We start from the raw sequence: 13,091 nt of genomic DNA on the forward strand, positions 1-13,091 counted from the left end.
ATTATAAAATTTCTCTTTCAATGTTGTGGTATTTTCTACCGTTCAATATCTCAACAATACGGATTAGCTCTTTATTAATTGGCTTTTTCTTCGTAATTGTATCTTTGAATGGTGTATAACACAATGTTCTGTTGATTACACCAGCCATCACATTCGTTTTACCCTTTATTAAACCTTCAACAGCGCCAAGTCCTAATCTGCTGGCAAGTACTCTGTCTGCAGCTGTAGGAGCTCCTCCTCTTTGTACATGGCCTAAAGTAGTTACCTTAGCGTCAAGTTCCGGAAGTTCTTTTTTCACTTTATCAGCGATACTTTGAGCTCTTCCTACTTCATGCCCTTCTGCAACTATAATAATGTGAGAAGATTTAGACTGGCTTGTTCCGTGTTTTAATTTTTGGATTACTTCTTTAATAGAGTTTTTACTTTCAGGCATTACAGACATTTCAGCTCCACCTGCAATAGCAGATCTTACAGCAATATAGCCAGTATCGCGACCCATTACTTCAATAAAAAATATTCTTTCATGAGCATCCGCTGTATCTCGGATTCTGTCTATTGCTGAAAGAGCAGTATTTACTGCAGTATCATAACCAATAGTGAAATCCGTACCATAAAGGTCGTTATCTATTGTTCCAGGAGCTCCAACGCAAGGTATCTGAAATTCATTGTAAAAAACTTCAGCACCGGTAAATGTTCCGTTTCCTCCAATCCCAACTAATCCGTCAATTCCAAATTTTTTAATATTTTCGTAGGCTTTCTTTCTTCCCTCCATAGTTCTGAATTCCTCACTTCTGGCTGACTTTAAGATCGTTCCACCTCTTTGAATGATGTTACTTACCGATCTGTCATCCATTTCGATAAGGTTACCATGAATCATTCCGTCATAACCTTTCAAAATTCCATATACTTCTAAACCAAAGTAATGCGCTGACCTAACTACAGCTCTTATACAAGCGTTCATACCTGGTGCATCACCACCGGAAGTGAAAACCGCAATTCTCTTCATACTTTATAACCTATATTTTCTGGGTCAATTTTAAGAAAAAATTTTATGTTTTTAAAATCCTTGTAATATAACAATCGATAAATCTGAAATTTCATCACAATTATATATACATAAGGTTTAATTTTTAAGCCTAAACGAATGTGTTTAAATAAAATTGAAAAATCAAGCTATTCATAAAAAATAAGATAAGTGAGTGATTTTATGGATTTAAGTATGTTTTTCTTTTGAAGTTTATTTTTCGACAAAGGTTGTTTGCGCTATAGAAGTTTTATAACCAGCTTCAAAATCTTTCTAAAATTGAAAAGTAAGGATACTTCAATAGTGAATGAATTGATAAAAAGTAACTTTGAGAGTTTTGTTTTATAGATTTTTTAATTGAGAATTATTTTATATGGGTTTTATTTATACTTTTTGCTAATTGGCGTTTAATGACTAAAACAACTTTAAACTGTGATTAAAATGCAAAATATATATTATATTTCGAGATAAAATAAATTGATTTTTTGTTGTAATAAGGTTCCTGATCGTGTAAATCAGAATTATCTGGTTATGAAATATCAGAGCTTTAATTGATTTGGCAGGACTAATCATAAGATGTTAAAAGGTTATATAGTATTGATTGTTTGATTCATTTAAAAATACTAATAACTTGGGATCTAATGTATTATAAAAAAAACGTGTTCTTCCTTCTAAACACATATGCAGAACACTAAAAGAAATAGCAAATAGAATACGAATATGAATATAGCGGTGATTACTGGCTCGGCCGGATTGATAGGAAGTGAAGCAGTAGGTTTTTTTAGTGATAAGTTTGATTTGATATTAGGTGTAGACAATGACATGAGGCAGTATTTTTTCGGAAAAAATGCTTCAACAGATTGGAATAGGCAAAGACTCGAATCTTCTTATAAAAATTATATTCACCACGCTCTTGATATCAGAAATCAGTCAGAATTAGATAAGCTATTCTCTCAATATGGCAAGGATATCAAACTTGTTTTGCACACTGCTGCTCAACCAAGTCATGATTGGGCTGCTAAAGAGCCATTTACTGATTTTACAGTAAATGCCAATGGTACTTTGAATATGCTGGAAATGACCAGGAAGTATTGTGATGAAGCCGTTTTTGTTTTTACTTCCACCAATAAGGTATATGGAGATACACCTAATTTTCTTCCTTTAGTGGAATTAGAAAACAGGTGGGAAATAAGTGAAGATCATGCATACTTCAAAAATGGAATAGATGAACATATGACTATTGATCAGTCTACTCATTCGGTTTTTGGAGCGTCTAAAGTAGCCGCAGATATATTGGTACAGGAATATGGTAGATATTTTGGACTGAAAACCGGCGTATTCAGAGGGGGATGTCTTACAGGGCCAAACCATTCAGGTACACAATTACATGGTTTTCTTTCTTATTTGATGAAATGTGCAATTACAGGAGAACATTATACTATCTTTGGCTATAAGGGAAAGCAAGTCAGAGATAATATACATAGCTATGATTTGATTAATATGTTCTGGCATTTTTATCAAGCTCCTCGTCAGGGTGAAGTATACAATGCAGGAGGAGGGAGATTTGCCAATTGCTCCATGAAAGAAGCTATTCTGGTTTGTGAAGAAATTACAGGGAAGAAAATGAATTATTCATATTCTGAAAACTCTCGTGTTGGCGATCATATCTGGTATATAAGTGATTTAACAAAATTTAAAAATCATTATCCTGGCTGGAATTATAAATATGATCTCACGACTACCTTAGAAGAAATTTTCAATGGTTTGAAAAGTAGAGTTTAGATTATTTTTGGTAATAGCGGATTATATAATCCGCTATTACTTCATATGATGATATTTCCATCGTATGTAATTGGTCAGCAAGTACGGCAGATTGTTTTTTCTTATTTTCTACCTGCTCTCTGGAAATATTTTTAGTAAATGTGTCCAATTGATTTTTTAAACTTTTATTGATATCAATGAGCCAGGATGCATTCTGAAGCATGAACCAAGTATCGGCTTCCTCATTTCCATAAAATAAAACAGTTCCACCGGTACATATAGAACTAATTGCTTTTGACGGAACGGCAATATGATTAAATTGAGGAAGTAAACTTACAAGGTGGATGTCTATATAGTGAAGTTGACTTCTTGGAACGTTTTTAAGGAGTGTAATTCCTGGTTTACCTTTTGCATATTCCAGGATATCATTAGCCTTAGGACCATACACGGCAAGTACTAAATGTTGAATATCCGGATTGAAGGAGTCTATAAATATTTTGAGGAATTCATGAGAATGAGGGGCACCCAGATTACCACAATATCCAAAGTATATTTTCCCGTCATTCTCTTTCCATTCCGGAATTCGTGTGTCTTTTTCGTAGTCTGTGAATACCCCGCAAGGTAAAATTGTTGTAGGTGGATTCGTTTTGTAATTTTCTAAAATATGTTCCGCCTGTTTAGGGCCTAATGAAATAAGTAGTTCTGGTTTGTTTCGATAAGTAATGGATTTGATGATCCTGTAAAGCAGAGAATTGTTGTTTATTTTTCCATTTGCTACAAAAGCTTCAGGGAATAAATCCATCGACCAGAAATACCACCTGATGCGAAATAATCCAAAGAAGATGGATGCCCAAAAAGGAAGGAGAGGTGGGCTGGTCATACAAATCACAGGTCCTTTTTTTACAAAAAGGGTTTTTATAATCAGAAATAATCCGTCAAGAAAGCCCGCAAGGGATTTGAGACTTTCATTTTTACCTTTGTATAAAGTGGGTACTGAAATTGTTTTCCCAATCGGACGTCTCACAGCTCCCCCGCCATCATCATTTCGAAGCACATGAATTATTTGTACCTGAATATTATATTTCTCTATAAGGTATTTGCTTAGATCCCAGGCAGATTCGCCAGTTATTCCAGGATTAGGTGGATAATGCCTGTTTACAATTGTTACCCACTTCTCTTTTTTATAATTATTAGGCATTATTAATTTAATTTACTTTTGGAAATTACCATCAGAGATTGATGTAAAGTTAATACTTTTATTTCAATGAATAGAAGTAATGGAGGTCAATGAAAGTTCTTTACTATTTCACTTTTATTGCAATCCAGGCAGAAATAGAGAAATAAGTAAACTGTTTAATTTGATATCAGAAAGAGAATTATTAAAATCATGAATTGAGCTATAATTTTAATCAAAATTTGTAAGTTTGTTTGATAAGGAAAAAGTACCAATCAGTCTGTAGCTCTTTCTGTTCAGACCTAAATTTATTTCTGAACTAATATAGAATAGCTTTATGTTGGAAATTCAGACAGAAGATTAAATTAAGTTAATTGCAAGTGATTGGTCAAAATTTATTTTCATACATATTTCTTTTGAATCCCTAAAAAGAGAATTTCTTTAGCAATGAATAATATCCCATACGGAAGACAACATATAACAGAGGAAGACATCGCAGCAGTAACAAAGGTCCTTAAATCTGATTTTTTAACTCAGGGACCAAGTATTGAAGAATTTGAAAAGAAGTTCGCTGAATATATAGGCGTTAAATATGCAATCGCAGTTGCAAACGGAACAGCAGCCTTGCATCTTTGTACAATGGCTTTAGGTGTGAAAGAGGGGGATAAGGTTTTAACAACACCCATTACTTTTGCAGCTTCTGCCAATTGTGTGAAATATTGCGGAGGAGATGTGGATTTTTCGGATATTGATTCAAAGAGTTACTTACTCGATTTGAATAAGATTGAAGACAAATTAAAGAAGTCTCCGGATAAATATAAAGGAATTATACCTGTAGATTTCGCAGGAGCAGCAGTAAATCTTGAATCATTAAAATATATTGCCGATAAATATAACCTTTGGATCATTGAGGATGCCTGTCACGCTCCGGGTGGATTTTTTACGGATAGCAAAGGAATCCAGCAAAACTGTGGAAATGGTAATTTTGCCGATTTAGCAATCTTTTCATTTCATCCTGTAAAACATATTGCAACAGGAGAAGGAGGAATGATTACAACAAACCGAAAAGATTTGTATGAGAAGATATTATTACTAAGAACTCATGGCATAACTAAAAATCCATCTCAAATGTCAAAAGTTGATGGAGGATGGTATTATGAAATGACTGAACTTGGATATAACTATCGCTTATCAGATATACAGGCAGCTCTGGGAGTTTCCCAATTATCCAGGGCCGGTTTAGGGTTAGCCAGGAGAAAAGAAATTGCTTCCGAGTATGAAAGAGCATTTAAAAATCTTAATTTAATTACTCCTATTAATGATAAGGGGCATGCCTATCATCTTTATGTGATTCAGATTGAAGACAGAAAGGGATTGTATGATTATCTTCGTACTAAAAATATCTTTTGTCAGGTTCATTATATTCCTGTTCATACAATGCCATATTATCAAAGTTTAGGATGGAAAAAAGGAGCTATGCCAATTGCAGAAAATTATTATGAAAAATGCCTGAGCATCCCGATGTATCCTACTTTGACGAAAGAAGAACAACAAAGAGTCATCGATGCTGTGACTGAATATGTTAAGTAGTTAACCTCAATACTTCATATAAATGGATTCTCCAGTTGAATCTTCGTTTTCAAATATTCTTTTTAGTTTTGACTTGTTAACATTAGCATTTTAAACATATTTGCTGAGACTAAATATCTCCATCTCACAACTTTTCAAATGGTCCGTACCTGATTGTTTTGATTTTTAATAAAAGTATTTGATTAGGAATCAGTTGTTTGTCTGATTTATTTCTATTAGTTGTATTAGTTTGAAGCATCTTCTAGTTATAATGCTGAGTTTAATATTTTTTTCTTAAAGATATTTAGAGCACTGGTAGTCAATGAAAGCATTCTTTATCTTTTACTTTAGGTGTGGTCCGTCAGAATTGGGGAATGAGAATGCAGAATAATTTAGCAATGATCAGCAGTCAGGAATTATTAAAATCAGGAATGAGGCAATAATTTTAATCAAAATTTGTAAGTTTGTTTGATAAGATAAAAAATACAAGCATGTTAGATTTGAATAATGCCTCGATTTTGATAACAGGAGGTACGGGTTCTTTCGGGAAAAAATTTATCGAAATCCTGCTTAAAAAATATCCTAATATTAAAAGACTGGTAGTTTTTTCCAGAGATGAGTTAAAACAGTTTGAGATGTCTCAGATATTTCCAACAGAGAAATATAAATGTTTAAGATATTTTATCGGGGATGTAAGAGATAGAGACAGGTTGATGCGGGCTTTTGAAGGTGTAGATATAGTTATACATGCCGCTGCATTAAAACAAGTACCGGCAGCAGAGTATAATCCAATGGAATGTATAAAAACAAACGTTCTTGGCGCTGAAAATATAATAGAAGCAGCTTTGGATAAAGGAGTAAAAAGGGTTGTTGCATTATCTACAGATAAAGCAGCAGCGCCCATTAATCTATACGGAGCTACCAAATTATGTTCTGATAAATTATTTGTAGCAGCAAATAATATGAAAGGGAGCAGAGATATTAAATTTTCCGTAGTAAGATATGGAAATGTAATTGGGTCGAGAGGTTCAGTCGTTCCTTTTTTTCTAAATCAAAAAAAGAAGGGCTTATTGCCGATCACAGATCCTAATATGACTCGTTTCAATATATCTCTGGAAGAGGGAGTGGATCTTGTTCTTTATGCATTAGAAAATTCCTGGGGCGGTGAAATTTTTGTGCCTAAATTACCTTCATTTAAAGTAACAGATCTTGCTGAAGCTGTGGGACCGGAATGTGAGAAAAAAATTGTAGGTATCCGACCAGGCGAAAAAATACATGAAGAAATGATTACAGAAACAGATTCATTTAGTACTGTTGAATTTGATAAATATTATGTAATCAAACCATCTACTCCATTGTGGGATGAAAATGAATGGATGAAGACATTTAATGGAAAACCGGTTGAGCAAGGTTTTAAATACAGTTCAGGAAATAACAACTGGTGGTTGAATGTCGAAGAACTCAGAGGTCAGATTCGTCAACACGTGGATCCGAATTTTACAGTATAGTTTTGGATCTAAAAACGGGATATGACAGTTATAAAAAAGTATTATGAAGAATGCCGGAACTTACCTGATTTTAATGTTAGGTGAAGAGCTGGATTATAACTGAAAGGATCAGACATTATTTCAAATGAAAAAGGTTGGAATTGTTACTCAAGCGAGGATGACCAGCACCAGACTGCCTGGGAAAATTCTTAAAGAAATAAATGGAAAGTCCCTTCTTCTTTATCATCTTGAAAGACTTGCCACTACCGGCCTCCCGGTCATAATTGCCACAACAGAAAATGTTACTGATGATCCAGTTGTGGAATTTTCGAAAAAAAATTGTATACCCTATCACAGGGGATCGGAAAATAACGTATTAAGTCGGTATTATAACGCAGCTGTGGAAAACAGCCTGGATGTGATTGTAAGGGTAACCAGCGATTGTCCTCTAATTGATGGACAGCTTATTCGTGCTGGAATAAACAGATATTTGGAAGAAGGTAATGAAAGTACATATCTGTCCAATGTATTAAAAAGGTACTTTCCCCGCGGATTTGATTTCGAAATATTTTCGTTTTCTTTATTAAAAGATGCTTTTATGAATGCTCAGACAACTTCAGATCTGGAGCATGTAACTCCCTATATCAATCAGAACAAATCAGGCAAAGTCAACTTTCTGGATGTAGTGGATTCAGAAGATAATTCGGATATCCGAATTACAGTTGATACTCCTGAAGATTTTTTGTTGCTTGATAAATTAATAAAAAATTATTCGGCAGATGTTTTGTCAGGTAAGGAGATAACAAAATTATTTAGAAAATTTCCTGAACTGATGCAAATAAATGCTCACATAGAACAAAAGAAGCTTTGAAATATCAGCGTGCCATAGCTAAACTATCAATAAAAGGCTGCCCCCAACCTAATTTTCGAACTATATGACCATTCACTTCAGGGCAGACGGTGATTCAAATATTGGCTTAGGGCATATTATAAGATCAGTAGCTTTGGCAGATATGCTGAAAGCTGATTTTAATTGTCAGTTTCTGATTCAGGATCCCTCTGATAAAATTTCCTTATTAATATTAAATGCCGGTTATGGCTTGCAGAAGCTTCCAATAACAAAGGATTATGCAGCAGAAGCCGAAGCAATTGCTGAGACTTATATTAATAATGGAGACATTGTTGTTCTGGATGGATATCATTTTGATATTAATTATCACAGGAAAATACGAAAGAAAGGGGCAAAGCTTGTTTGTATAGATGATCTCCATGAACAGGGGTTTGACGCTGATGCGATCATTAACCACTCTGAAGGAATTTTTCCTGCTGACTATCGGGCTCCATTTTATACCAGATTTTTTTTAGGAAGCAAATATGCTTTGTTGAGGAGACCCTTTGTTGTCGCTTCTAAAAGCCAACGAAAAATAGACAATATAAATACAATTTTTGTAAATCTTGGAGGAGCGGATCCTGATAATATTACTCTGGGTGTACTGAAAAAGTTGGATAAGGTAGCCTCAGCTAAGAAAATACATGTTGTACTGGGAGGTGCTTATCTTCATAGGAATACATTGGACTCTTATCAGACTAATTCAAAAGTCAAGCTACATCATGACCTTACGGCAGAAAAGATGTGCGAACTGATGCAAGATTCTCAAGCTGCAGTTTGTTCAGCAAGTACAGTTGCTTGTGAATATTCATCTGTAGGAGGAATTTTACTTGTAATCAAAACAGTAGAAAATCAAAAGTTAATGTATGATTTTCTATTAAAAAAAGGACTCGCAGCCGATTTTAAAGATCTTCAAAATGTGCTTTCCCAGCCTGATTTTGATATGGTCAAAAATCAAAGAAAATATTTTGATGGAAATTCTCCTTTGAGATTAAAACAAGTATTTGATAGCCTTTTGCTTGAAGAATCAATTACAATTCGAAGTGCAGAAGAAAAAGATGTCATGACTTATTTTGAATGGGCAAACGATAAAGAGGTAAGGCAAAATTCAATTAATAAAGAAAATATTAAACTGGAGGACCATTTAAACTGGTTTAACAGTAAAATAAAAAGCGAAAATCACTTTTTTTGTATAGCTGAAAATAGCAAAGGAGAAGCGCTGGGGCAGGTTAGATTCGACAAGAAGGAAAATGAAACCTGGTTAATCAACTTTTCAATAGATCGGGATGAAAGAGGCAAAGGTATAGGAGAGATCATGCTGCATAAAAGTATGGCAATGATTAGAAAAGATATAAATGCTTCATTATTTATGGCTTATGTTAGTATTCATAATACTTCTTCCCTTTCCATTTTTAATAAACTAGGATTCATAAAACTTCGACAGGAGAGGATAGGTAATGAAGACTATTTTTATTTTGAAAAGGAATAGTGCAGCTCCCTTCATCTTTTCTTTCGTCTCTCTCCTCTTTTATTTTTTCCATAAAGTAGTTAAGATTTTAGTAATTTAGCTTTCACAAAGAATTATTTTAACTTAATCTTAGTTCTCATTTAATTGATGGAGATAAAAATTGCAAATAAGGAAATAGGTGACAGTTCTCCGGTATTTATCATTGCAGAACTTTCTGCAAATCATGGACAACAATTAAATGTAGCACTGGATACGGTTAAAGCTGCCAGAGATACCGGGGCAGATGCAATAAAGCTTCAGCATTATTTGCCTGATACGATTACGCTAAATTGCGACAATCAGTATTTCCAGATAAAACAGGGAACAATCTGGGATGGAACAACGCTACATAAATTATATCAGGAAGCATACATGCCTTGGGAATGGACTGAAGCTATAATGAAAACGGCAGAAGAATGTGGTCTTATTTGTTTCTCCTCTCCATTTGATTCAACAGCAGTAGATCTTTTGGAAACGTTTGATGTTCCGGCTTATAAGATTGCAAGCTTTGAGATAAATGATATTCCATTAATAAAATTAGTAGCATCCAAAGGCAAACCTGTTATTATTTCCACAGGTATTGCAACTCTCGCAGACATTGAGTTAGCTGTCAAAACGTGCAGAGATGCAGGAAATAATCAGATTGCCCTGCTAAAATGTACTTCTGCTTATCCAGCCTTGCCTGAAGAAATGAATCTAAGAACAATTCCTAATCTGAAAGAAACATTTAACGTTGTTACAGGCCTTTCAGATCATACTCTAGGGATTGGTGTACCAGTGGCTTCAGTAGCTCTTGGAGCTAAAATTATTGAGAAGCATTTTATATTGGATAAATCATTAGGAGGGCCTGATGCTTCATTTTCACTAAATCCAGTGCAATTTACAGAGATGGTGAACGCTGTCAGGGAAGTTGAAAAGGCTTTAGGAACTGTGAATTATGATCTTTCTGCAAAGTCTATAAAAAACAAAGAGTTCTCCCGGTCTTTGTTTATTGTGAAAGATGTTAAAGAAGGAGAATTGGTGAGTAAAGAAAATGTCAAATCAATTCGTCCTGGATTCGGTATGCATACTAAGCATTATGAAACTGTTTTAGGCATGCGATTTCGAAAAGATCTATCCAAAGGAACACCACTGAGTTTTGATCAATTAAGTTAAATCATGATTTTTTTCTTAAAGAGGATTTTTGAGAATACAGAAGAACTGTTACTGAATATATATCATACAGTAATATCAATTATGAAGTTATTGCTGTTAAGTAAGTTTGGAATCAAAAATCCTAAAGCTACAAGTGAGAATTGTATCATATTGGGCAACGGACCATCTTTAAAGACATCATTCGAAGATAACTTTGAGTTCTTTAAAAAACACCCGCTTTTTTGTGTCAACCACTTTGCTCAGTCTAAGGAATATGATGAGTTAAAGCCGCAAAATTATGTCTTTCTGGATCCTAATTTTTTCTCAGAATATGGAATGAAAAGAGACCCAAACGTTTCAGGCACTATTAAAAAGTTGAGCACTGAAACCAATTGGGATATGAACCTATACATTCCTTTTATATCAAGGAAATCAAAGATTATTCGACAAATATTAAAACAGAATCCGAGAATTAAGTTGATATATTATAACTACACTATAGTTAAAGGTTTTAAGTCAGTCATCTTTTATCTTTTTAAAAGCAATTTAGGAATGCCTCTTTGCCAGAATGTCCTGGGAGCTTGTATATTTTTATCTCTTAATGCCGGGTATAAAAAGGTTTATCTATTTGGTGCCGAACATTCCTGGATACAAAATCTTAGAGTAAGTGATGATAATCATTTGTACATGAATCATGTTCATTTTTATTCGAATGAGACGAAACCTATGGTGACAAAAATATACAGATCTCAAGAGAGCGAAGAAAAGATGCCTATCAGTGAATACTTCTATGCATGTTTTAAAACCTTTAATGTTTATTATATTTTAGAAGCATATTCAAAAAAGATAGGAGCAAAAGTATTTAATTGTACCAAAGATTCTTACATAGATGCTTTTGAAAAAAAGACATTTGACAAAAACTTTAACGCTTAATGAAATCCATTCTTCAGATAATTTTTAGAAATCAGGTTTATTTAACCAAAGGAAAAGGAATATCTATTCTGGATAAACTTAAGTTGAAAGCTCAGGCCAGGTATAAATCAACTGAAATAAAATTTTTTGGAACCCCATTTTATATTAGTGATGCTTCTTCTTTTGTGTCAATGTATGAAGAGATATTTATAAAAAAAATTTATGAGTTTAAATCCATTTCATCCCAACCTCTTATTATAGACTGTGGGTCCAATATTGGCGTAAGTATTCTTTACTTTAAGAGGCTATATCCTAATGCAGAGATAATAGGTTTTGAACCGGATCCGACCATATTTAAACTTTTAAAATCTAACATTGAAAATCAGGAATTAGACAAGGTTGATCTAAGACAGCAGGCTGTCTGGAAGAATAGTGAACCACTGATCTTCCAAAGTCAGGGAGGTTTGTCTGGGCATATTTCTCAGGAAGGAGAATTTAATAATGTTACTAAAATAGATGCTTTCAGATTGAAGGATTTACTTGAATCAAAAGCTGCTATAGACTTTCTAAAAATTGACATAGAGGGAGCAGAATATGAGGTTCTGAAGGATTGTAAAGATGTCTTACGGAGTGTTAAAAATATTTTTGTTGAATACCATTCATTGGAAAAAGAGAACCAAAAGCTAGATGAAGTTCTTAAGATTCTTTCTGATTCTGGTTTCAGGTATCACATTCAAGAGGCATTTACTTCCTCTCAACCATATATGCATGTTAATACAATGTGTGAGATGGATCTGCAGTTAAATATTTTTGGGTTTAGAAATTAAAATTTTGACTGGGAAAGAAAATATTGTAGTTATAATTCCTGTATATAAAGAGGAACTTTCGGACGGAGAAAAAATTTCTTTTATGCAGGGATGTAGAATACTGGGAGATTATGATATCATTTTAGTCGCTCCCTTATCGCTTGACTTAAACAATTATTTTTCAATAGCCGGAAACACTCCTCTTAAAATAGAGAGGTTTCCATCAGAGTATTTTAAGGGAATAAAAGGATATAACCGCCTGCTACTGGGGAGCGAATTTTATAAAAGATTTTTATCATATGAATATATGCTCATCTATCAGTTGGATGCCTTTGTGTTCAATAATTCTTTAATAGATTGGTGCAAAAAAGACTTTGACTATATTGGAGCTCCATTTATGGATCCCGATTGGATAAAGAAATTGGAAATAAAGCTACATTTTCCCGTTGGAAGATGGATTAATAGGGTAGGGAATGGAGGCCTTTCATTGAGAAGAGTAAGTAAGTTTTATAGAGGAGCAAGGCTGTTGTTTCCACTTGCATATCTCTGGAAATACAATGAAGATTTTTTTTGGACCTCAGTAGCTGCCAGAATTTTACCTTCATTTAAAATCCCTGATTTTTCTACAGCCCTTCAATTCGCTTTTGAAGAGCGTCCTTCAGCAGCCTTCCGGATGAACAATTCTAATTTGCCATTCGGTGTGCATGCTTGGGAAAAATATGAACCTGAATTCTGGAAGGATTATATCGAAAGTTTTGGCTATCAGATCAAAGACTAAATTGATAGCCAAAACTTGGATTAATATTCTCAATCTAAAAATGTAAGAGA

General features: G+C 33.9%; 11 protein-coding genes. 9 read left to right on the plus strand and 2 right to left on the minus strand.

Features of this window, described 5'->3' with window-relative positions:
- Position 1: 1 nt before the first annotated feature.
- Complete coding sequence (gene pfkA / locus MYP_RS02290) at positions 2-1,006, minus strand: 6-phosphofructokinase (RefSeq protein ID WP_045457880.1); 1,005 nt, start codon at positions 1,004-1,006, stop codon at positions 2-4.
- A gap of 738 nt (positions 1,007-1,744) precedes the next feature.
- Here pfkA and MYP_RS02295 point away from each other — a divergent pair.
- Positions 1,745-2,806: an NAD-dependent epimerase/dehydratase family protein gene (locus MYP_RS02295; protein ID WP_045457883.1), complete on the plus strand. Its 1,062-nt coding sequence runs from the start codon at positions 1,745-1,747 to the stop codon at positions 2,804-2,806.
- Between the two features lies 1 nt (position 2,807).
- Here the strand turns inward: MYP_RS02295 and MYP_RS02300 are convergent, their stop codons facing one another.
- On the minus strand, positions 2,808-3,983 hold the full coding sequence (locus MYP_RS02300) for a hypothetical protein (RefSeq protein WP_045457886.1): 1,176 nt from the start codon (positions 3,981-3,983) through the stop codon (positions 2,808-2,810).
- A 423-nt stretch (positions 3,984-4,406) separates the two neighbouring features.
- On the opposite strand from MYP_RS02300, the gene pseC reads away from it, so the two are divergent.
- The 8 genes from pseC to MYP_RS02340 all read left to right on the plus strand — a co-directional run bounded on the left by pseC (position 4,407) and on the right by MYP_RS02340 (position 13,041).
- Positions 4,407-5,549, plus strand: coding sequence for a UDP-4-amino-4,6-dideoxy-N-acetyl-beta-L-altrosamine transaminase (gene pseC / locus MYP_RS02305; protein WP_045457889.1), 1,143 nt, complete (start codon positions 4,407-4,409; stop codon positions 5,547-5,549).
- Between the two features lie 470 nt (positions 5,550-6,019).
- Entirely contained in the window at positions 6,020-7,036 is a 1,017-nt protein-coding gene (gene pseB / locus MYP_RS02310; RefSeq protein WP_045459097.1) for a UDP-N-acetylglucosamine 4,6-dehydratase (inverting), read from the plus strand.
- 124 nt (positions 7,037-7,160) lie between these two features.
- Positions 7,161-7,886, plus strand: a complete 726-nt coding sequence (locus tag MYP_RS02315) for a cytidylyltransferase domain-containing protein (protein WP_045457892.1) — start codon at positions 7,161-7,163, stop codon at positions 7,884-7,886.
- Positions 7,887-7,950: 64 nt separating this feature from the next.
- Entirely contained in the window at positions 7,951-9,393 is a 1,443-nt protein-coding gene (gene pseG, locus MYP_RS02320; RefSeq protein ID WP_045457896.1) for a UDP-2,4-diacetamido-2,4,6-trideoxy-beta-L-altropyranose hydrolase, read from the plus strand.
- Between the two features lie 126 nt (positions 9,394-9,519).
- Entirely contained in the window at positions 9,520-10,566 is a 1,047-nt protein-coding gene (gene pseI / locus MYP_RS02325) for a pseudaminic acid synthase (RefSeq protein WP_045457899.1), read from the plus strand.
- An 81-nt stretch (positions 10,567-10,647) separates the two neighbouring features.
- Positions 10,648-11,478 (plus strand): hypothetical protein, encoded by an 831-nt coding sequence (locus tag MYP_RS02330; protein WP_156140259.1) that lies wholly within the window; start codon positions 10,648-10,650, stop codon positions 11,476-11,478.
- On the plus strand, positions 11,478-12,284 hold the full coding sequence (locus MYP_RS02335; RefSeq protein ID WP_045457903.1) for an FkbM family methyltransferase: 807 nt from the start codon (positions 11,478-11,480) through the stop codon (positions 12,282-12,284). Before MYP_RS02330 ends, MYP_RS02335 begins: the two co-directional genes overlap by 1 nt.
- 4 nt (positions 12,285-12,288) lie before the next feature.
- A complete protein-coding gene (locus MYP_RS02340; RefSeq protein WP_081990391.1) occupies positions 12,289-13,041 on the plus strand; it encodes a DUF5672 family protein in 753 nt (250 codons plus the stop codon).
- The last annotated feature ends 50 nt before the right edge of the window (positions 13,042-13,091 follow it).

Source organism: Sporocytophaga myxococcoides, assembly GCF_000775915.1.
GTDB lineage: Bacteria > Bacteroidota > Bacteroidia > Cytophagales > Cytophagaceae > Sporocytophaga > Sporocytophaga myxococcoides_A.